This window comes from Agromyces sp. S2-1-8 (assembly GCF_021129215.1).
Lineage (GTDB): Bacteria > Actinomycetota > Actinomycetes > Actinomycetales > Microbacteriaceae > Agromyces > Agromyces chromiiresistens.
In genome coordinates, this window is sequence record NZ_JAJOLP010000001.1 from 214,924 (window position 1) to 235,104 (window position 20,181).

Here is a 20,181-nt window from a genome sequence, read left to right on the forward strand (position 1 = left end):
CGTCCTCTCCGACGCCCGATCGCACTTACAGGATGAGCGGACCACCACTCTCGCATGCGGGGGTGGTGGTCCGCTCATCCTGTAAGTCGTGCGGCAGGAGGGCTTCGATAGGCGTCGACGTCGTCGGCGCTGCTCAACCGACGGGAAACCGGCCGAATCGGGCGATCGCCCTGCTCAAGTAGACTTTCCCGCTGTGAACAACCGCACCCTCGTCAAGAACCTCGCCGCCCTGCCCGACGGCCCCGTCACCGTGTCCGGATGGGTCGAGACGGTTCGCGATCAGAAGAAGGTGCAGTTCGTCATCCTGCGCGATGAGACCGGGGCCGTGCAGCTCGTGAACCCCGCCACGCGCGAGCTCGACGAGAGCCAGCAGGGCGACGCCGAGGCATCCGCCCGCCTGGCGACGACCGAGGCGATCTCGGCCCTCGCGCACGGCTCGTTCATCACCGTGACCGGCGAGCTCAAGCACGACGAGCGCGTCAAGCTCGGCGGCATCGAGGTGAAGCTCGCCACGCTCGACGTCGTCGCGGCCGCGAACCCCGAGACGCCCATCGCAGCCGACTCGAGCCTCGACAAGCGCATGGACTGGCGCTTCCTCGACCTGCGCCACCCGAAGCAGAACCTCATCTTCCGCATCCAGACGACGTTCCTGCACGCGCTGCGCGGCGTCTGGGTCGAGAAGGGCCTCATCGAGATCCAGACCCCGAAGCTCATGGCATCGGCCTCCGAGTCGCGCGCCGAGCTGTTCGAGGTCGAGTACTTCGAGGGCAAGGCGTACCTCGCGCAGAGCCCGCAGTTCTTCAAGCAGATGGCGCAGGCCGCCGGCTTCGGCGGCGTGTTCGAGGTCGGCCCCGCGTTCCGCGCCGACCCCTCGTTCACGAGCCGCCACGCGACCGAGTTCACCTCGATCGACACCGAGATCAGCTGGATCGATTCGCACGAAGATGTCATGAACCTCCATGAGGAGCTCATGGTCGCGGGCTTCCAGGCCGTCGTCGACAAGCACGGTGCCGAGATCAAGGAGCTCTTCGACCTCGAGATCCAGGTGCCGTCGCGGCCGTTCCCGCGCATCCCCCTCGCCGAGGCGAAGCAGATCGTCGCCGACCGCGGCTACGTCATCCCCCGCGCCGACGCCGACATGGACCCCGAGGGCGAGCGCCAGATCTCGGCGTACGTCAAGGAGACGTACGGCCACGACTTCGTCTTCCTGACCGACTACGCGGCGAGCATCCGGCCGTTCTACCACATGCGGCACGCGGATGACTCGGAGCTGACGAACTCGTACGACCTCATCTACAACGGCGTCGAGATCTCGACGGGCGCGCAGCGCGAGCACCGCATCGACGTGCTCGTCGAGCAGGCGCGCGACAAGGGCATGGACCCGGAGGAGCTCGAGTTCTACCTCGACTTCTTCCGCTACGGCGTGCCGCCGCACGGCGGCTTCGGCATGGGCCTCGCCCGCGTGCTGATGCTCATGCTCGACGAGCACTCGATCCGCGAGACGACGTACCTGTTCCGCGGTCCGACGCGCCTGCTGCCGTAGTCCCGCGGCAGGCCATCGGCCGGCCGGCGCCGAGGTCGCGCATCCCCGCGAGCCCGTAGGCTCGAGTCATGGTCGACCTCACCCCGCTCATCCGCATCGAGGGCGGCACGTTCCGCATGGGCTCGAACGAGTTCTACGCCGACGAGACGCCCGTGCACGAACGGGAGGTCGACGCGTTCGAGCTCGAGCAGCACCCCGTGACGACCGAGCAGTTCGCGGCCTTCGTCGAGGCGACCGGCTACGTGACCGTCGCCGAGCGACCGCTCGACCCCGCCGACTTCCCGGGTGCCGACCCCGCCGACCTCGTGCCGGGCGGCCTCGTGTTCACGCCCACCTCGGGCCGGGTCGACCTGCGCGACTGGCGCCAGTGGTGGCGGTGGGGCGCGGGCGCGAGCTGGCGGCATCCCTTCGGCGCCGACGGCCCCGACGCGCTCGCCGAACACCCGACGCACCCCGTCGTGCAGGTCAGCTTCGAGGATGCCTCGGCCTACGCCGAGTGGGCCGGCCGACGCCTGCCCACCGAGGCCGAGCTCGAGTACGCCCACCGGGGTGGCCTCGACGGCGCGCGCTTCGCATGGGGCGACGACGAGACTCCCGACGGCGAGGTCATGGTGAACCGCTGGCAGGGGCACTTCCCCTACGAGACGAGCGTGGGCTGGGCCGGCACCTCGCCCGTGAAGACGTTCGCGCCGAACGGCTACGGCCTCTTCGACGTGGCCGGCAACGTGTGGGAGTGGACGACCGACTACTACACCCCCCGCCACATCGTGCCGGGCACCGAGGCCGACGCGGTGGACGCTGGGGCCCGGCCGAACCTGCTCGCCGCGGCGTCGGCCGAGCCCGGTTCGCGCATCCCGCGGCGCGTGCTGAAGGGCGGCTCGCACCTCTGCTCGCCCGAGTACTGCCTGCGCTACCGCCCCGCCGCCCGCTCGCCGCAGGCCGACGACACGGCCACGACGCACATCGGCTTCCGCTGCGCCCGCACCGCCGGCTGATTCGATCGACCGCGCCCGGCGGGCGTCGTCAGCTGCCCGAACCCTCCGACGACCTCGCCGAGACCGCTTCGTCGAGCGTCGGGTAGACGCGGCCCGCCGCCTCGAGCCCGGCGAACCAGCGCCCGCGGCGTGCCGCGGCGGCGCCGTCCTCGGGGACGTCCGCGACGCGCAGCTCGACGCCGTCGCCGGCGAGCTCGCGGTCGAGCTCGGCGAGCCCGTCGAGCACGGTCACCGACACCACGTCGAGCCGGGTGAGCTCGAGGGCGACCGCGGTGACGCCGGCGCGCGCCCGCACCGCGTCGAGCACGGCGTTCTCGTAGGCGAGCACGTTCGCGGTGTACATCGGCCCGAGCAGGCGCACCGGCAGCACGCCGTCGCGCGCCTCCCCCACGCGCACCCGCACCCGGTTGAGCTCGCGCAGGATGACGACCATCGTCGCGATGATGCCGACGGCGACCGCGAGCAGCAGGCCCGCAGTGAGGCCGACGACGGCCGTCGACACCGCGATCCAGAAGTCGTTGTGGCTGATCCGCCAGAACCTGGCCAGCGAGCCGAAATCGATCAGGCCGACCACCGCGACGAACACGAGCGAGGCGAGCGTCGCCTGCGGCAGCAGGCTCAGCACCGGGCCGAGGAAGAGCGCGACGAGCACCGCGAGCACGACCGTCACGAGCGTCGACAGCTGGGTTCGCGCGCCCGCCCCCTGGTTCACGGCGCTCTGCGAGAACCCGCCGGCGGACGGCAGCACCTGGAAGAACGATCCCACGGTGTTCGCCGCCGCCGTCGCGAACAGCTCTTGGTTGCTGTCGATCTGCGGCTCGCCCTGTCGGCGGATGCCGCGCGCCACCGCCGCCGACTCGAGGAACGCCATGATCGCGATCGCGCAGGCGCCCGGCAGCATCGGCAGCACGTTCGCGAACGTCGGCAGCTCGAAGGGCGGGAAGCCCTGCGGCACGGGGGCGATGAGCTCCACGCCCTGCTGTTCGATGCCGGTGAACGCGACGAGCAGGATGCCGGCGGCCACCACGATGAGCGGCGCCGGCACCCTCGGCAGGAACGCCTTCATGAGGAACATCGCCGTGATCGAGGCGACCGAGAGCAGCACGGTCGTCACGTGCGCCGACGGCAGCGCCTCGAGGGCGGCGAGGAACGAACTGAAGAATCCCTCGCCCGACACGTCGGAGGTCTCGCCGAGCAGCTTCGGCAGCTGCCCGACCGCGACCGTCGCCCCGACGCCGATCTGGATGCCGACGATCGTCGCCTGCGAGATGTTCTCGACGAGCGAGCCGAGCTTCGCCGCACGGGCGATCAGCAGGATCAGCCCGACCATCAGCGTCAGCGCGATGAGGTCGGGCACCGGGTCGTCCGAGCCGGCTGCGACCCCCGCCGACACGAGCGTCGTCGCCGTGAGCGTCGCGATCGTCGACGTCGTCGACACGCTCATCGCCCGCGATCCGCCGAGCATCGCGTACACGAACATCGGCACCATGCAGGTGTAGAGGCCGAGCTGCACCGGCAGGTTCGCGATCGTGGCGTAGGCCATCGCCTGCGGCACGACGACGGCGCCCGCCGAGAGCCCGGCGATGAGGTCGGCGCCGAGCCAGCGGCGCTGATACCCGGCGAGCGTCGGGAAGAGCCGGAACCGTCGGGTCGCGTGGGCGGTCGTGCTCACGTGTTCAGCCCTGGGGGAAGATGCGGGTCCAGTCGCGCTTCACGCTGACGACCGCGTACCCGTTGGCGGATGCCTCGGCGAGCACCTTCTCGGCGCCCTTGTCGTACGGGATGTCGCCGCGATCGGTGTCGTCGTCGTGGTGCACGACGAGGGCGAACCCGCCGCCCTTGCGGGTGAAGTCGAGCATCGCCTGGTCGCCGTTCGAGTTGCCGCCGGCGAAGAGCGGGCGGCGGCCGATGCGGCTCCAGATGCGCACCGGCTTCTCGGGGCCGTCGTCGAAGACGTCGAGACCGGCGGCGTAGCGGACCTCGTGCGTCTCGGGGTCGTACGAGAGCCCGAACGCCGAGCCGACGACCCGCTCGGGCGGGATGCCGTAGTTCTGCTGCGTCATCGGGCGCATGAAGTCGCGCTCGCCGCCCGAGACGATGTACACCGAGAACCCGTGCGCCTCGAGGTAGCGCAGCAGCTCGACCATCGGCGCATAGACGGCGTCGGCGTACGGGGTGCCGAGGGTGAGGTGCTTCGCCGTCGCGTAGAACTCGGTGACCGAGGTCGCGTAGTCGTCGACGCTCATGCCGGCGGTCACGCCGACGAGCGCGCCGATGAGGACCTTCAGGTCGCGGTCGTCGCCCGCGTAGTGCTTGTCGATCGCGCCGCCGAGCCACGCGAAGTCACCGGTCACCGCCGCCTTGTACGGCTGCTCGTCGGCGAGCGACGGGTCGGCCGCGGCCTGGGTGCGCCACTGCTCGACGATGTAGTGCAGCTGCGTCGGCATGGGCTTCTCGCTCCACAGCGTGCCGTCGTTGTCGAAGACGGCGACGCGCTCCGACTCGGGCACCGCGTCGGGGCCGGTGGTGACGCGTTCGACGAAGTCCACGATCGCCGCACGGGTCGGAGTGTCGGCCCACGAGGGCAGTTCGTTCGGCATGGGAATCCTCTCGAAACGCGGAACGGGGGCGCGAGGCATCCGCACCCCCGTTCCGCCATTCTGGCAGCGGGCCGCTCAGTCGCTCGCGAGCTTCGCCGCGAATTCCTTCTCGACATCGATGTAGTGATCGTCGGCCACGTCGTACACGACCTCGTGGATCGTGCCGCCCGTGAATTCGAACCGGTTCGGGTACGACGCGGTGACGGTGTCGCCCGAGTCGTAGCCGACGCTCAGGCCCTCGCCGGTCAGTGCGTACCGACCGAGCTGGGTGCGGATCTGTCGTGAGCCGACGGCCTGGTCGTCGACGTAGAGCGTCAGCTCCCCGAGCGCCTCGCCGTGCTCGCCGTTGCCCTGCTTCTCGAACCCGACGCCGACGAGGTGCCGGCCTGCCGCGGGCAGATCGGTCGAGAGGCGCTGCTCGGGCGGAATCCCGAGGAAGTTGTACACGAACGACAGCTTGCCGTCCTGCGCGTAGAGGCTGTACCCGCCGAACCGCGACCCCTGCGCGACGATCACGCCTTCGGTCTCGCCGGTGAGATCGACGTCGGCGATGATCTTGAACGACACCTGCTGGGTGCGGGCGGCGAGCTGCTCCTGCACCTCGGTGGTGCCCGGGTAGTAGGTGTACCGGCCGTCGACCGGCACCGGGCGGTGGTACTCGTGCTCGATCAAGTCGGCGACACCGAGGTCGTTCAGCGGCAGCACGTCGTACTTCTTCGCCTCCGACAGCCAGAGCGCCTTCAGCTCCTCGAGCTTCTCGGGGTACTGCTCGGCGAGGTCGTGCGCCTCGGCACGATCCTCGTCGACGTGGAACAGCTGCCAGCGGTCCTCGTCGAAGTGCCCGAGGCCGATCGGGATGGGACCGTGCTCGGCGACCGCCTTCCACCCCTTGTGCCAGATCCCGCGGGTGCCGAGCATCTCGTAGTACTGCGTCTCCTTCGCGGTCGGCGTGTCGGGGGCATCGAAGGAGTAGTTCATCGCGACGCCGGGCATCGGCGTCTGCTCGACCCCGTCGACGACCGCGGGGGCCTCGACGCCGCATGCCTCGAGGATCGTCGGAACGATGTCGATGCAGTGGTGGTACTGGCTGCGCACCTCGCCTTTGGCGGCGATGCGTGCGGGCCAGCTGATGACCAGGGGGTCGGCGGAACCGCCCGCGTACGAGTAGCGCTTGAACATGCGGAACGGGGTGGAGAACGCGGCCGCCCAACCGGTCGGATAGTGGTTGTAGGCCTCGGGTCCGCCGAGCTTGTCGATCATGGAGAGGTTCTGCTCGATGTCCTCGGGGTAGCCGTTGAAGAACAGGTTCTCGTTGATCGATCCGTTCGGGCTTCCCTCACCGGAGGCGCCGTTGTCGGCGGCGTAGATGATGAGCGTGTTCTCGAGCTGGCCCGACTGCTCGAGGTGGTCGATGACCCGGCCGATCTGGGCGTCGGTGTACTCGGAGAACCCGGCGTACACCTCGGCAGTGCGCGAGAAGAGCGCCTTCTCGGCGTCGCTGAGCTCGCTCCACGGACGCACGGAATCACCGGGCGAGAAGGTGCCCTCGGTCATCGGGTTGAGCTCGGTGAGCTCGGTGCCCTCGGGCAGGATGCCGCGCTCGACCATGCGCGGCAGCACCCACTCGCGGTACGCCTCGTACCCGTCGTCGAACTTGCCCTTGTACTTGTCGATGTACTCCTGGGGCGCGTGGTGCGGCGCGTGGTTCGCGCCGGGGCAGAACCACAGGTACCACGGCTTGTCGGGGTCGGACTGCTTCGTGTCGCGGAGCATCCGGATCGCCTGGTCGGCGAGGTCCCTCGAGAGGTGGTAGCCCTCTTCGGGCGGATAGGGCTGGTCGATGTAGTGGTTGTCGACCGCGAGGTCGGGGTACCACTGGTTCGTCTCGCCACCGATGAAGCCGTAGAACCGGTCGAAGCCATGGCCGAGCGGCCACTCGCTGCGGTTCGAGCCGCTCGAGATCGCGTTGACCGGCACGTTGTGGTTCTTGCCGACCCAGAACGTCGACCATCCGGCGTCGCGGAGGATGCGCGCGATCGACGCGTTCGACTTCGGGATGTGGCCGTTGTAGCCGGGGAACCCGACCGCTGATTCGGAGATGGTCGCGAAGGCATTCTGGTGATGGGTCCGCCCGGTGAGGAAGCTCGACCTCGTGGGCGAGCACAGTGCGGTCGTGTGCCACTGCGAGTAGGTCAGCCCGTTCGCCGCCAGCCGGTCGAGCGTCGGCATCTCGATGCGACCGCCGTACGGCGACCACGCCGCGAGGCCGGTGTCGTCGAACAGGATGACGAGGACGTTCGGGGCACCGTCTGGCGCCTTCTGCTCCTCGTACGCCTCCCAGTCGGGTGTCGAGTCCCGGATGTCGAGTTCGATCCTGCCCCTGAATTCTCGTGCCACGACGTGCTCCCCTCCGAACGGTGGGGAGCAGACCCGTGCCCCCCGCTCGTCACCCTAGCCACGGGCACCACGGTGCGCCACAGAATAGCGGCGGACTCGGAGTGATGAGGCACGCTCAACACGGCGCCCCGCGATCTGGGTGCGCTCAGGCCTTCGCGCAGATCGCCGTCTTCAACCGCACGGGGTCGACGCGCCAGTAGTCGTGCACCTCGCCGTCGATGAGCAGCACCGGGATCTCCTCCGCGTACCGGTTGCGCAGCGCCTCGTCGTCGAGGATCGACTGCTCGTCGAGGGCCACGTTGCGCGAGGCATCCTTCTCGAACTCGGCCATGACCGCCTGCACGACCTCGCGCGCGTCGTCGCAGAGGTGGCAGCCGGGCTTGCCGATGAGGGTGAGCTGGATGTCTCGGGCCATGGCTCGATCGTACGTCGCCGAAGACAGCGAAAAGCGCCGAACCCCGAAGGGCTCGACGCTCAGCTGCAGTCGCGAGCGACTACTTCTTGTTGCGACGCTGGTGGCGCGTCTTGCGAAGAAGCTTGCGGTGCTTCTTCTTCGCCATGCGCTTGCGACGCTTCTTGATGACGGAACCCATCAGAACCTCACAGAGAAAGATCGTGCCGGCCGCGCGTGCCGCAGCCGAAGGCAGAAAGCCTCGGAGTAGTCTAGCCGATTCCCGAAGCGTTCTCGTTCACCCGCTACCGTCGAGTGATGCACAGCCCCGACTTCGTGATCCGTTCGACGACCGCCGACGACTGGCAGGCGGTGCGCGCACTGCGCCTCGAGATGCTGCGCGACTTCCCGATCGCGTACGGCGAGACGCTCGAGCACGCGCTCGACGTCGACGAGGCGGGGTGGCGGCTGCGCGCGGCACGCGGCGAGCACACCGACCAGGCGGTGCGGGTCGCGATCGACGGAGCCAGGTGGGTGGGCACGATGGCCGGCTACATTCCGGATGCCGCGACCGGGCCCATGCTCGTCGGCGTCTACGTCGCTCCCGGGTACCGCGGCGACGCCGCGGGCGTCTCGCGGGCGCTGCTCGAATCGGTCGAGCGGTGGGCGCTCGGCTTCGCCGACACCCTGCGGCTCGAGGTGCACGAGACGAACGCGCGGGCCATCCGCTTCTACGAGAAGCTCGGCTTCACGTTCACCGGCCGCGACCGCCCGTACGAGCTCGCCCCCGGCGGCCTCGAGCTCGAGATGATCAAGCCGCTCCGCTGACGCCGAGCACGCCCATCCTCAGCCGGCGAGTCGCCGAAAAGTGCTCCTCAGCGCTCGCCGAAGAGCGTCTTTTGGCGACTCGATCGTGTGGGGGGCGTGGGCGGGGCCGGGACGGACCTAGGGGGCGACGAGGGGAACGACGAGGGGAACGACGAGGCCCGCGCACGCGGCGGCGGAGGCGAGCCAGCGCACGTGGTTCCAGGCGAGCCACGCCGCGCGAAACTCATGCCAGGCCGCGGCGAGAGCTGCGGCATCCGCCTCGGGAACGGCGGCCAGGCGGTTGTTTCGCGGAACGTTCGCGCCCGCGGTGACGCCGACCGCACCGGCGACATAGACGATTGCAGCCGCGATCACCCACCACGTCGCGTCGGCGAGCTGGCCGACGAACCCGAGCACGACGAGCACCACGAGCACGAGCCCCGTGCCGAAGAGCGCGAGCATGAGCGGCGGGCGCGGCGCCGTCACGTTGATCTCGCGCATCGCCCGGGCGGCGTCGGCGGGCGGCAGTCGATCGAGCCCCTGCACGACGAATCCCGAGAATGCGAAGAAGACGCCCGAGACGGTTCCGGTGCCGACGATGCCGACGACGATGAGGACGGTGGCGACGATGCTCATCGGGACAGTCTGGCGGAAGTTGCCCGAATCCCGGGCCTTGCGACGCGCGCCGGCGCACGTTGCACGACCGCCGGGGTCGGGAGGCTACGGCTACTTGCGCTTGACGACGGCGGTGACCTGGTGCGCGGTCTCGGCGAACGCCTTGCCGATCTTCGAGGCGAAGGCGAGCTGATCGTCGTTCAGCGCCACCTCGTGCGAGTCGGCGCCGGCCAGGGTCGCGGCATCGGCCGCGGCATCGGATGCCGTGAACGGAATGAGCCAGTCTTCGATCGTCTCGAGCGGCGCGCGGTCGAGGCGGTAGTACCGGTGCTGGCCCTCTTCGCGCACCGCGACGAGGCCCGACTCGCGCAGCACCTTGAGGTGCTTCGAGACCGTGGGCTGGCTCGTGCCGAGCGCGGCGACGATCTCGGAGACGCTGATCTCCCCGCCGGACTGCGGCACCGTCGTCTCGCGCTCGAGCAGCACGGCGAGGATGTCTCGCCTGGTCGCGTCCGCCACGACGTCGAAGATGTCAGCCATGCCCCAAGGGTAGTCATTCGGGGCGGGGAGTACCATGACACTCGCGCCGGGTAGGGCTGACGAGGGGGGTCGATGCGCGCACAGCGGGTGAGCCGCCTCGGTCGAGTCGACCGGCGTTCGTGGCTCGGGCGTCTTCGCGACGGCGTCGACGCGTTCATGAAGAGCTCGCCGTCGCGCTTCGCGATCGTCGTGTTCGCGGCGCTCATCCTGCTGTTCACGGTGCTCTTCTCACTGCCGATCGCGCGTGCCGGCGAGGCATCCTCGGCGCCGCTCTACGATGCGCTCTTCACGGCCGTCTCGGTCATCTGCGTGACCGGCCTCGCGACGGTCGACATGGCGACCTACTGGTCGCCGTTCGGCCACGCGCTCGTCTACATCGGCGTCAACATCGGCGGTGTCGGCGTGCTGACGCTCGCGACGACGCTCGGCTTCGTGATCTCGCGCCGGCTCGGGCTGCGGGCGAAGCTGATGGCCGCGAGCGACACCAACCCGTCGCGCATCCACGTCGGCCCGGTCGCCGAGCGGCAGGCGGTGCGACTCGGCGAGGTCGGCGGACTGCTCTTCACCGTCGCGGTCAGCGCGTTGGTCATCGAGGGCGTCATCGCCGTCGCGCTGCTGCCGAGCATGCTCGCGGCGGGCTACGACGGCTGGCATTCGATCTGGTACAGCCTCTACTACTCGGCGATGGCGTTCACGAACACGGGCTTCTCGCCGAACCCCGGCGGGCTCGAGCCCTTCGTCGACGACTACTGGATGCAGACGATGCTCATGCTCGGGGTGTTCCTCGGCGCGCTCGGCTTCCCGGTGATCTTCGCGCTCGCCCGCGCCTGGCGCACCCCGCGCAAGTGGAGCGTGCACGTCAAGCTCACCCTCACCACGACGACGATCCTCCTCGTCGCCGGCGCGGCGATGTTCCTGCTGCTCGAGCACGCCAACCCGAAGACGTACGGTCACCTCGACGCGGGGCCGACGATCTTCCAGTCCCTCTTCATGTCGATGATGACGAGGTCGGGCGGCTTCGCGACGATCGACATGCACGACCTGTACGGGTCGAGCCAGCTCGTCAGCAGCATGCTCATGTTCATCGGCGGCGGCTCGGCGTCGACCGCGGGCGGCATCAAGGTGACGACGCTCGCCGTGCTGTTCCTCGCCGCCTTCGCCGAGGCGCGCGGCGCCCCCTCGATGGAGGCGTTCGGCCGGCGCATCCCCCGCGACATGCTGCGCCTGTCGGTGAGCGTCGTGCTGTGGGGCGCCACGATCGTGGCGGTCGCGTCGATCGCGATCCTGCAGATCACGAAGGCGCCGTTCGAGAACGTGCTCTTCGACGTCATCTCCGCGTTCGCGACGTGCGGCCTGTCGACGGGGCTCACCGCCGACCTGCCGCCCGAAGGCGTCTACGTCATGGCCGCGACGATGTTCATGGGCCGTGTCGGCACCGTGACCCTCGCCGCGGCACTCGCCGCGAGCCAGCGCCGCCAACTGTTCAAACGACCGGAAGAGAGGCCCATCGTTGGTTGACAAGATCAGGCACGACGCCCCGGTGCTCGTGATCGGCCTCGGCCGGTTCGGCGCCGCCACCGCCGGCCAGCTCGACCGGCTCGGCCGCGAGGTGCTCGCCGTCGACACCGACGAGAACCTCGTGCAGAAGTGGTCGGAGCGGGTCACCCACGCCGTGGTCGCCGACGCGAAGTCGATCGACGCCCTCAAGCAGATCGGCGCGCAGGACTTCTCGATCGCCGTCTGCGCGGTCGGGTCATCGATCGAGGCGTCCGTGCTCATCACCGCGAACCTCGTCGACCTCAAGATCCCCCAGATCTGGGCGAAGGCGATCTCGGCGTCGCACGGCAAGATCCTGCAGCGCATCGGCGCGAACCACGTCATCTACCCCGAGCGCGAGGCCGGCGAGCGCACCGCCCACCTCGTGTCGGGCCGCATGCTCGACTTCATCGAGTTCGACGACGACTTCGCGCTCGTGAAGATGTACCCGCCGAAGCCGATCCGCGGCAAGAACCTCACCGAGTCGGGCGTGCGCTCGAAGTACCGCGTGACGGTGGTCGGCGTGAAGAGCCCGGGCAAGCCGTTCACGTACGCGACCGAGAACACGGTCGTGTCGAACCACGACCTGATCATCGTGTCGGGCACCGAGGGCGACATCGAGAAGTTCGCGGCGCTCGAGTAGGCGGGGGGCGGATGCCTCGGAGTGGGACCGCGCGGCGACAGGGCGGTGGTCTCGATACGGCGCTTCGCGCCTCCTCGGCCGACCGGGAACCCTCCCGTTAGTGTTCCGTTAGGGAGATTCACAAATTTGTGAATCAGGCGTAGCATCGCGCTCATGACGACAGTGATCAGCGCCAGCGGCCTCGAGAAGCGATTCGGCCGCACCGTCGCGCTCGACGGTCTCGACCTCCAGGTCGACGCCGGCGAAGTGCACGGATTCCTCGGCCCGAACGGCGCAGGCAAGTCCACCACCATCCGCATCATCCTCGGCCTCGCCCGGGCGTCGGGCGGCTCGGCCGCGCTCTTCGGGCAGGACCCGTGGAAGCACGCCGGCGAGCTGCACCGGCGCGTCGCGTACGTGCCGGGCGACGTCAGCCTCTGGCCGAACCTCACGGGCGGCGAGGCGATAGACCTGCTCGCCCGCCTCCGCGGCGGCACGCACGACAAGGCCGGCTACGCCGCGCGCAAGCAGCGCCTGCTCGAGGTGTTCGACTTCGACCCGCGCAAGAAGGGCCGCGCCTACTCGAAGGGCAACCGGCAGAAGGTCGCCCTCATCGCCGCGTTCGCGACATCGGCCGAGCTGTACATCCTCGACGAGCCGACGAGCGGCCTCGACCCGCTCATGGAGCAGGTGTTCAACCGCGAGATCGCGCGCGTCTCCGCCGAGGGCGCGACCGTGCTGCTCTCGAGCCACATCCTCTCCGAGGTCGAGGAGCTCTGCGACCGGGTGAGCATCATCCGTGCGGGCAAGACCGTCGAGTCGGGCACGCTCGCAGAGCTGCGCCACCTCACCCGCACCGAGATCGCGTTCGCGGCCGACGGCGTCGACCCCGCGACCCTCGCCGCCGAGGTCGACCGCATCCCCGACGCGCACGACCTCCTCATCGATCACGGGCGGGTGAGCTTCACGGTCGACAGCGACCGGGTGACCTCGGTGCTGCCCGAGCTCGCCCGCCTCGACGTGCACGGCCTGACCGTCTCGCCGCCGTCGCTCGAAGAGCTCTTCCTGCGCCACTACGGCGACGAACTCCGCGAGCGCACGGATGTCTCGGAGGAGGCGCTGGCATGAGCACCCTCGGCACGCTGCTCAGGCAGCGACTGCGCCGCGACCGCCTGCAGCTCGCCCTCTGGATCATCGGCATCGGCGTGCTCGCCTACGGCTCGATCGCCGCCGTGCTCGACACCTACGGCGACGAGGCGGAGCGCACCCAGATCCTGCAGCTCGCGACCGCGAGCCGCACGATCCTCGTGTTCCGCGGCACGCCGAACGGTACCGATCTCGGCGCCTTCAGCTTCTTCGAGCTGTTCGCCTGGCTCGCCCTCATGGGCGGGCTCATGAGCACCTTCCTCGTCACCCGGCACACCCGCGCGGAAGAGGAGCAGGGTCGAGCCGAGCTCATCGCCGCGACCCCTGCCGGCCGGGTGAAGCCGACCGTCGCGACGCTCATCCACGGCGTGGTCGCCAATCTCGTGCTCGGCGTCGTCGTCGCACTCGCGTTGATCGGCGCGGGGCTCGAAGCCGAGGGCTCGTGGGTGACGGGCGCGGCGATGGCAGCGACGGGCATCGCGTTCGTCGCGATCGGGCTGTTCGCCGCCCAGCTGTTCCGCACGTCGCGCGGGGCGAACGGCGCGGGCGTCGCGGTCGTCGTGGGGGCGTACCTGCTGCGCGGCATCGGGGATGCCGCGGGCACGCCGTCCGACGACCTGCTGCACGTGACCCCGGCCTGGCCGAGCTGGCTCTCGCCCATCGGCTGGGGGCAGGCGACGGGCGCGTTCGTCGAGAACGAGCTGTGGCCGCTCCTGCTCGCGCTCGGCGTCTCGGTGGTGCTCGTCGCGATCGTGTTCGCGCTGCAGTCGGTGCGCGACCAGGGCGCGAGCCTGCTGCCCGGCCGCAAGGGGCGCGCGTCGGCGAGCTGGGCCCTGTCGAGCTCGTTCGGGCTCGCCTGGCGGCTCAACGTCTCGACGCTCATCGCGTGGGCCGTCGGCGCGGCCGTCGCCGGGCTCACCGCGAGCTCGCTGTCGGGGCTCATCGACGAAGTCAGCGGCGACGTCCCGCAGGTCGTCGACACCCTGCAGGCCGCCCTCGGCGGCGGGGCGACGCTCGAGCAGGCGTTCATCGCGATGTTCCTCAGCATCATCGGCATCCTCGCCGCGTGCTGCGCCGTGCAGGTCGCGATCCGCGCCCGCCAGGAGGAGGCGCACGGCACCGCCGAACAGGTGCTCGCGACGCCGGTGCCGCGCATGCGATGGCTGCTCGAGTACTGGCTCGTCGGCGTGCTCGTGATCGTGGTCGTGCTCGCCGCGGCCTGGCTCGGCGGGCTCGCCGGTTCCGGTGCGTCGAACACCCCGTCGGACCTGGTGCCGCTCATCTCGCAGGCCGCCCTCGCGCAGCTGCCCGTCTCGCTCGTCTTCCTCGGCCTGACCCTGCTCGTGTTCGCGCTGCTGCCGCGGTGGACGATCGGCCTCGGCTGGTCCATCGTCGGCGTCGCCGCGATCGTCGGCGTCTTCGGTCCGCTGCTCGGCGCGCCCGACTGGATGGTCGACCTCTCGCCGTTCACCCACTCGCCGGTGCCGACCGGCGACGACATCGACTGGTCGGGCGGCTTCTGGATGATCGCGATCGGACTCGTCGCCGCGGCGCTCGCGGTCGTGTCGATGCGGCGGCGCGAGCTCGCCTCGGGCGCCTGACCCGACCTTGGACTGGAAGAATCGAAGGATGGCACGCGACGAGCAGGCACTGAGCACGGCGGTCGAGCAATCGGCCGCCGTGCTCACGGCCGCCGGCTTCCCGAAGATGCCGGCGCGCGTGCTGATGGCGCTCCTCGTCGCCGACGAGGGCGGGCTCACCGCCGCCGAACTCGGCGAGTCGCTCGGCGTGAGCGCCGCCGCGATCTCCGGCGCGGTCAGGTACCTGCGCTCCCTCGGCATCATCCACCGGATGCCGCATCCGGGCAGCCGGCGCGAGCGCTGGGAGATCTTCGACGACGCGTGGTACACGGCGCTCGCCGGCAAGAACTCGGTCTACGGCACCTTCGCCGAGACCGCCGCGCAGGCGATCGACGCGATCGGCGACCCCGAATCCGCCGGTGCCCGGCGCACGGGCGAGATGGTCGCGTTCTTCCGCTTCATCGAGGGCAAGATGCCCGAGCTCCTCACCGAATGGGAGGCGCTGCGCGCCGCCTCCGCTTCGGCCCCGGTCGAGTAAGCAGGGCGTAGGCACCGCGCAGGGCGGGCGTTAGGGGTCCGTGAGGATCGGCCGCGAGGCATCCCGGGCGGTGTTGCATCGGGGGTGCAGCGCAGGGGCGCTGCCCGCCGCCGCGTGAGCGGGGCGGATCCCGAACCCTGGAGTCTCCGTGCTCGACATCGTCTACCTCCTCGGCATCCTGGCCGTGTTCGTGGTCGTCGGCCTCATCGCCAAGGGGGTCGAGAAGCTGTGATCGTGTTCGAGCTCCTCGCCGCCGCGCTGGGCGTCGCCGCCGTCGTCTACCTCGTGGTCGCACTCGTGAAACCCGAGCGCTTCTGATGGCGGCCCTCCTCGCCGTCGCGCAGGCGGCGACCCTCGCACTCGTCCTCGGCCTGCTGTACCGCCCGCTCGGCGACTACATGGCCCGCATCTACACGAGCGACCGCGACCTGAAGGTCGAGCGCGGCCTGTACCGCCTGATCGGGGTCGACCCCCGCGGCGAGCAGTCGTGGCCCGCGTACCTGCGCGGGGTGCTCGCGTTCTCGCTCGTCGGGCTGCTGCTGGTCTACGCGCTGCAGCGCATGCAGGCCGTGCTGCCGTACTCGCTCGGCCTGCCGGCCGTGCCCGAGGGGCTCGCCTTCAACACCGCCGCGTCGTTCGTCGCGAACACGAACTGGCAGTCGTACTCGCCCGAGCTGACGATGGGCTACACCGTGCAGCTCGCGGGCCTCGCGGTGCAGAACTTCGTCTCGGCCGCCGTCGGCATCGCGATCGCCGTCGCCCTCGTGCGCGGCTTCGCGCGACGCGGCTCGGCGACGATCGGCAACTTCTGGGTCGACCTCGTGCGCGGCGCGTTCCGGCTGCTGCTGCCCCTCTCGATCGTGGGCGCGATCGTGCTCGTCGTCGGTGGCGTCGTGCAGAACTTCAACGGGTTCACCGAGGTCTCGACCCTCGCCGGAGGCACCCAGCAGCTGCCCGGCGGCCCCGTCGCGAGCCAGGAGGTCATCAAGCTCCTCGGCACGAACGGCGGCGGCTTCTTCAACGCGAACTCGGCGCACCCGTTCGAGAACCCGACCGCGTGGACCAACCTCTTCGAGGTCGTGCTCATGCTCGCGATCCCGTTCGCGCTCCCCCGCACATTCGGCCGCATGGTCGGCTCGAACCGGCAGGGCTACGCGATCCTCGCGGTCATGGCGACGCTCTACGTGGTCTCGCTCGTGACCCTCAGCGCGCTCGAGGCGGCCGGCAACGGCACGGCGCCGCAGCTCGCCGGCGCCGCGATGGAGGGCAAGGAGGCGCGCTTCGGCATCTTCGGATCGACCCTGTTCGGCACGACCTCGACGCTCACCTCGACCGGCGCCGTCAACTCGATGCACGACTCGTTCACCGCCCTCGGCGGCATGATGCCGATGCTCAACATGATGCTCGGCGAGGTCGCCCCCGGCGGCGTCGGCTCGGGCCTCTACGGCATGCTCGTGCTCGCGGTCATCGCGGTGTTCATCGCCGGCCTGCTCGTCGGCCGCACCCCCGAGTACCTCGGCAAGAAGATCGGCCCGCGCGAGATCAAGCTCGCGAGCCTCTACATCCTCGTGACGCCGACGCTCGTGCTCGCGGGCACCGCGCTGAGCTTCGCGATCCCCGGCGTGCGGGAGGACGTCGAACACGTCTCGATCTGGAACCCCGGCGTGCACGGCATGAGCGAGGTGCTCTACGCCTTCACGAGCGCGTCGAACAACAACGGTTCGGCCTTCGCGGGACTCACCGCGAACACGCCGTGGCTGAACACCGCGCTCGGCGTCGCGATGCTGCTCGGCCGGTTCGTGCCGATCGTGTTCGTGCTCGCGCTCGCCGGCTCGCTCGCCGCGCAGCGGAAGGTGCCCGAGACCGCCGGCACCCTGCCGACCTACAAGCCGCAGTTCGTCGGTCTGCTGGTCGGCGTCACCGTGCTCATCACGGCCCTCACCTACTTCCCCGTGCTCACGCTCGGACCCCTCGCAGAAGGACTCAGCTAGTCATGTCGCTCACCACCGCCTCGCACGGTTCGGATGCCTCGGCCTCCGCCGGCGCGACCGAAGAGCACCACCCGCACCCGCACCCGAGGCCGAAGGCCCCGTTCGGTCTGCGCCAGCTCGTCACCGCCCTGCCGGGCGCGCTGCGCAAGCTCGACCCGCGGCAGATGTGGCGCAACCCCGTCATGTTCCTCGTCGAGGCCGGCGCCGTGCTGACGACGGCGCTCGCGATCGCCGAGCCCTTCCTCGGGGGGCCGGGCACCTCTGGCGGCAGCGCCGTGCCGCCGAGCTTCACCTGGGCGATCGCCGCCTGGCTGTGGCTGACCGTGATCTTCGCGAACGTCGCCGAGGCGGTCGCCGAGGGCCGGGGCAAGGCGCAGGCCGACACCCTGCGCAAGACCCGCATGTCGACGATCGCACACCGCGTCGACGCGTACGACGAGGTGTCCGACGCCCTGGCCGAACGCAGCGCCCCGACCGACGTCTCGTCGGCGGACCTGCGGCTCGGCGACCTCGTCGTCGTCTCGGCCGGCGAGCTCATCCCGGGCGACGGCGACATCGTGCAGGGCATCGCCTCGGTCGACGAGTCGGCCATCACGGGCGAGTCGGCACCGGTCGTGCGCGAGTCGGGCGGCGACCGCTCTGCCGTGACGGGCGGCACCCGGGTGCTGAGCGACCGCATCGTCGTGCGCATCACCTCGAAGCCCGGCGAGACCTTCGTCGACCGCATGATCGCCCTCGTCGAGGGCGCCGCCCGGCAGAAGACGCCGAACGAGATCGCGCTGAACATCCTGCTCGCGAGCCTGTCGATCGTGTTCGTCGTGGTCGTGCTCACGCTCAACCCGATCGCCTCGTACGCGGCGTCGCCGGTCAGCATCACCGTGCTGGTCGCCCTGCTCGTGTGCCTCATCCCGACGACGATCGGCGCCCTGCTCTCGGCGATCGGCATCGCCGGCATGGACCGCCTCGTGCAGCGCAACGTGCTCGCGATGTCTGGCCGCTCGGTCGAGGCCGCGGGCGACGTCACCACGCTGCTGCTCGACAAGACCGGCACGATCACCTACGGCAACCGCCGGGCGAGCGAGTTCGTGCCGATGCCCGGCATCGACGAGGCCGAGCTCGTGCGGGCGGCGGCGCTCGCCTCGCTCGCCGACCCCACCCCCGAGGGGTCGTCGATCGTCGAGCTCGCCGCAAGCCGCGGCTGGGCCCCCGCGCCCCGAGGCTCCGCGCAGCGCGCCAGCGATGCGTGGAGTGGGCGTGGGGACCGGTTCGAAGCGGCGCCCGAGGGCGAGGTCGTGCCGTTCACCGCGCAGACCCGCATGTCGGGGCTCGACCTGGCCGACGGCACGATCCTGCGCAAGGGCGCGGGCTCGGCCGTGACGGCCTGGGTCGAGGCATCCGCCCCGATCGACCGTGCGACGGCCGGCGAACTCGCCCGGCGCGTCGACGCGATCTCGGCCGGCGGCGGCACCCCGCTCGTCGTCGCGGTGCACGAGCCGGGGTCGGCACCGCGTCTGCTCGGCGTCGTGCACCTCAAGGACATCGTGAAGGACGGCCTCGTCGAGCGGTTCGCCGAGCTGCGCGCGATGGGCATCCGCACCGTCATGATCACGGGCGACAACCCGCTGACCGCGAAGGCCATCGCCGCCGAGGCGGGCGTCGACGACTACCTCGCAGAGGCCACCCCTGAGGACAAGCTCGCGCTGATCCGCCGCGAACAGGAGGGCGGCAACCTCGTCGCGATGACCGGCGACGGCACGAACGACGCTCCCGCGCTCGCGCAGGCCGACGTCGGCGTCGCGATGAACACGGGCACGTCGGCCGCGAAGGAGGCCGGCAACATGGTCGACCTCGACAGCGACCCGACGAAGCTCATCGACATCGTGCGCATCGGCAAGCAGCTGCTCATCACGCGCGGTGCGCTCACGACGTTCTCGATCGCGAACGACGTCGCGAAGTACTTCGCGATCATCCCGGCGATGTTCGCGGGCGTGTTCCCGGGACTCGAGGCGCTCAACCTCATGCAGCTGCACTCCCCCGCGTCGGCGGTGCTGTCGGCGATCGTGTTCAACGCGATCGTGATCGTCTTCCTCATCCCGCTCGCACTGCGCGGCGTGAAGTACCGACCCGGCGACGCGAGCTCGATCCTCAGCCGCAACCTGCTCGTCTACGGACTCGGCGGCATCATCGCCCCGTTCATCGGCATCAAGCTCATCGACCTCGTCATCAGCCTCATCCCGGGCTTCTAGGCCGAAAGGAACATTCGCATGGCCTCCACCCGCACCACCCTCCGCACCCACTGGGTCGCGCTCCGCGCGATGCTCGTCTTCACCCTCGTGCTCGGCGTCGCGTACACCGCCCTCGTCACCGCGATCGGCCAGCTCGCCCTGCCCGCCCGGGCGAACGGCTCGCTCGTGCACGACGCCGCCGGCGAGGTCGTCGGCTCGTCGCTCATCGGGCAATCGTTCGCGGATGCCTCGGGCGCGCCCCTGCCCGGGTGGTTCCAGCCCCGACCGTCGGCGGCCGGAGACGGCTACGACGGCGGCGCGTCGAGCGGCAGCAACCTCGGCCCCGAGAACCCCGACCTCGTCTCGGCGATCGGCGAGCGCCGTTCGCGGGTCGCCGCGGCCGACGGCGTCTCGCCCGACGCGGTGCCCGCCGACGCCCTCACGGCCTCGGGCTCGGGTCTCGACCCGCACATCAGTCCCGAGTACGCGCGCCGGCAGGTCGCCCGCGTGGCCGAGGTGCGCGGTCTGCCCGAGGCCGAGGTCGCGAAGCTCGTCGACGCCCACGTGCAGGGGCGCGACCTCGGCTACCTCGGCGACGAGACCGTGAACGTGCTCGAGCTCAACCTCGCGCTCGCAGCGCTGGTGGGAGACTGAC

At 70.3% G+C, this 20,181-nt stretch carries 19 protein-coding genes; 12 read left to right on the forward strand and 7 right to left on the reverse strand.

The window, feature by feature from the left end; translation table 11 throughout:
* The first annotated feature begins 193 nt into the window (after positions 1-193).
* Entirely contained in the window at positions 194-1,543 is a 1,350-nt protein-coding gene (gene aspS / locus LR269_RS00940) for an aspartate--tRNA(Asn) ligase (RefSeq protein ID WP_231428841.1), read from the forward strand.
* Positions 1,544-1,611: 68 nt separating this feature from the next.
* Positions 1,612-2,538 (forward strand): formylglycine-generating enzyme family protein, encoded by a 927-nt coding sequence (locus tag LR269_RS00945; RefSeq protein ID WP_231428842.1) that lies wholly within the window; start codon positions 1,612-1,614, stop codon positions 2,536-2,538.
* A gap of 28 nt (positions 2,539-2,566) precedes the next feature.
* On the opposite strand, the gene LR269_RS18945 is transcribed toward LR269_RS00945, so the two are convergent.
* From LR269_RS18945 to LR269_RS00970, 5 genes are all read right to left on the reverse strand, one after another.
* Positions 2,567-4,210, reverse strand: a complete 1,644-nt coding sequence (locus LR269_RS18945) for a SulP family inorganic anion transporter (protein WP_231428843.1) — start codon at positions 4,208-4,210, stop codon at positions 2,567-2,569.
* 4 nt (positions 4,211-4,214) lie between these two features.
* Positions 4,215-5,138 (reverse strand): HAD family phosphatase, encoded by a 924-nt coding sequence (locus tag LR269_RS00955; protein WP_231428844.1) that lies wholly within the window; start codon positions 5,136-5,138, stop codon positions 4,215-4,217.
* Between the two features lie 75 nt (positions 5,139-5,213).
* The gene (locus LR269_RS00960) at positions 5,214-7,535 is read right to left on the reverse strand and encodes an arylsulfatase (RefSeq protein ID WP_231428845.1); all 2,322 of its coding nucleotides are present in this window, start codon (positions 7,533-7,535) and stop codon (positions 5,214-5,216) included.
* 145 nt (positions 7,536-7,680) lie between these two features.
* Positions 7,681-7,950 carry a glutaredoxin family protein gene (locus tag LR269_RS00965; protein WP_231428846.1) on the reverse strand — a complete coding sequence of 90 codons (270 nt, stop codon included), beginning with the start codon at positions 7,948-7,950 and terminating at the stop codon, positions 7,681-7,683.
* Positions 7,951-8,029: 79 nt separating this feature from the next.
* Positions 8,030-8,128 carry a 30S ribosomal protein bS22 gene (locus LR269_RS00970; protein ID WP_003792170.1) on the reverse strand — a complete coding sequence of 33 codons (99 nt, stop codon included), beginning with the start codon at positions 8,126-8,128 and terminating at the stop codon, positions 8,030-8,032.
* 116 nt (positions 8,129-8,244) lie between these two features.
* Between LR269_RS00970 and LR269_RS00975 the strand changes: the two genes are divergently transcribed.
* Entirely contained in the window at positions 8,245-8,754 is a 510-nt protein-coding gene (locus LR269_RS00975; RefSeq protein WP_231428847.1) for an N-acetyltransferase, read from the forward strand.
* A gap of 117 nt (positions 8,755-8,871) precedes the next feature.
* Here the strand turns inward: LR269_RS00975 and LR269_RS00980 are convergent, their stop codons facing one another.
* Positions 8,872-9,369 (reverse strand): DUF1772 domain-containing protein, encoded by a 498-nt coding sequence (locus tag LR269_RS00980; protein WP_231428848.1) that lies wholly within the window; start codon positions 9,367-9,369, stop codon positions 8,872-8,874.
* Between the two features lie 90 nt (positions 9,370-9,459).
* Complete coding sequence (locus LR269_RS00985; protein WP_231428849.1) at positions 9,460-9,888, reverse strand: helix-turn-helix transcriptional regulator; 429 nt, start codon at positions 9,886-9,888, stop codon at positions 9,460-9,462.
* Between the two features lie 72 nt (positions 9,889-9,960).
* Here LR269_RS00985 and LR269_RS00990 point away from each other — a divergent pair, with 72 nt between their 5' ends.
* The 9 genes from LR269_RS00990 (at position 9,961) to kdpC (ending at position 20,180) form a co-directional block, all read left to right on the forward strand.
* Entirely contained in the window at positions 9,961-11,406 is a 1,446-nt protein-coding gene (locus tag LR269_RS00990; RefSeq protein ID WP_374201060.1) for a TrkH family potassium uptake protein, read from the forward strand.
* Positions 11,399-12,067 (forward strand): TrkA family potassium uptake protein, encoded by a 669-nt coding sequence (locus LR269_RS00995; protein WP_231428850.1) that lies wholly within the window; start codon positions 11,399-11,401, stop codon positions 12,065-12,067. Before LR269_RS00990 ends, LR269_RS00995 begins: the two co-directional genes overlap by 8 nt.
* Before the next feature lie 153 nt (positions 12,068-12,220).
* Complete coding sequence (locus LR269_RS01000; protein WP_231428851.1) at positions 12,221-13,174, forward strand: ABC transporter ATP-binding protein; 954 nt, start codon at positions 12,221-12,223, stop codon at positions 13,172-13,174.
* Entirely contained in the window at positions 13,171-14,793 is a 1,623-nt protein-coding gene (locus LR269_RS01005) for an ABC transporter permease (RefSeq protein ID WP_231428852.1), read from the forward strand. Before LR269_RS01000 ends, LR269_RS01005 begins: the two co-directional genes overlap by 4 nt.
* Before the next feature lie 28 nt (positions 14,794-14,821).
* Complete coding sequence (locus LR269_RS01010) at positions 14,822-15,310, forward strand: GbsR/MarR family transcriptional regulator (protein ID WP_231428853.1); 489 nt, start codon at positions 14,822-14,824, stop codon at positions 15,308-15,310.
* 228 nt (positions 15,311-15,538) lie between these two features.
* Entirely contained in the window at positions 15,539-15,628 is a 90-nt protein-coding gene (locus LR269_RS01015; RefSeq protein WP_122936024.1) for a potassium-transporting ATPase subunit F, read from the forward strand.
* Entirely contained in the window at positions 15,628-17,301 is a 1,674-nt protein-coding gene (gene kdpA / locus LR269_RS01020) for a potassium-transporting ATPase subunit KdpA (protein ID WP_231428854.1), read from the forward strand. Before LR269_RS01015 ends, kdpA begins: the two co-directional genes overlap by 1 nt.
* A gap of 2 nt (positions 17,302-17,303) precedes the next feature.
* Positions 17,304-19,547: a potassium-transporting ATPase subunit KdpB gene (gene kdpB, locus LR269_RS01025; RefSeq protein WP_231428855.1), complete on the forward strand. Its 2,244-nt coding sequence runs from the start codon at positions 17,304-17,306 to the stop codon at positions 19,545-19,547.
* Positions 19,548-19,565: 18 nt separating this feature from the next.
* Positions 19,566-20,180, forward strand: a complete 615-nt coding sequence (gene kdpC, locus LR269_RS01030) for a potassium-transporting ATPase subunit KdpC (protein ID WP_231428856.1) — start codon at positions 19,566-19,568, stop codon at positions 20,178-20,180.
* The last annotated feature ends 1 nt before the right edge of the window (position 20,181 follow it).

What these genes read in the sequence shown, in the direction of transcription:
- LR269_RS00980 (WP_231428848.1), bottom strand. Translation starts at nt 9,369, where the DNA reads ATGAGCATCGTCGCCACCGTCCTCATCGTCGTCGGCATCGTCGGCACC.
- kdpA (WP_231428854.1), top strand. Translation starts at nt 15,628, where the DNA reads ATGGCGGCCCTCCTCGCCGTCGCGCAGGCGGCGACCCTCGCACTCGTC.
- LR269_RS00955 (WP_231428844.1), bottom strand. Translation starts at nt 5,138, where the DNA reads ATGCCGAACGAACTGCCCTCGTGGGCCGACACTCCGACCCGTGCGGCG.
- LR269_RS00975 (WP_231428847.1), top strand. Translation starts at nt 8,245, where the DNA reads ATGCACAGCCCCGACTTCGTGATCCGTTCGACGACCGCCGACGACTGG.
- LR269_RS01005 (WP_231428852.1), top strand. Translation starts at nt 13,171, where the DNA reads ATGAGCACCCTCGGCACGCTGCTCAGGCAGCGACTGCGCCGCGACCGC.
- LR269_RS01010 (WP_231428853.1), top strand. Translation starts at nt 14,822, where the DNA reads ATGGCACGCGACGAGCAGGCACTGAGCACGGCGGTCGAGCAATCGGCC.
- LR269_RS00945 (WP_231428842.1), top strand. Translation starts at nt 1,612, where the DNA reads ATGGTCGACCTCACCCCGCTCATCCGCATCGAGGGCGGCACGTTCCGC.
- LR269_RS01000 (WP_231428851.1), top strand. Translation starts at nt 12,221, where the DNA reads ATGACGACAGTGATCAGCGCCAGCGGCCTCGAGAAGCGATTCGGCCGC.
- kdpB (WP_231428855.1), top strand. Translation starts at nt 17,304, where the DNA reads ATGTCGCTCACCACCGCCTCGCACGGTTCGGATGCCTCGGCCTCCGCC.
- LR269_RS00985 (WP_231428849.1), bottom strand. Translation starts at nt 9,888, where the DNA reads ATGGCTGACATCTTCGACGTCGTGGCGGACGCGACCAGGCGAGACATC.
- kdpC (WP_231428856.1), top strand. Translation starts at nt 19,566, where the DNA reads ATGGCCTCCACCCGCACCACCCTCCGCACCCACTGGGTCGCGCTCCGC.
- LR269_RS00990 (WP_374201060.1), top strand. Translation starts at nt 9,961, where the DNA reads ATGCGCGCACAGCGGGTGAGCCGCCTCGGTCGAGTCGACCGGCGTTCG.
- LR269_RS00965 (WP_231428846.1), bottom strand. Translation starts at nt 7,950, where the DNA reads ATGGCCCGAGACATCCAGCTCACCCTCATCGGCAAGCCCGGCTGCCAC.
- LR269_RS00970 (WP_003792170.1), bottom strand. Translation starts at nt 8,128, where the DNA reads ATGGGTTCCGTCATCAAGAAGCGTCGCAAGCGCATGGCGAAGAAGAAG.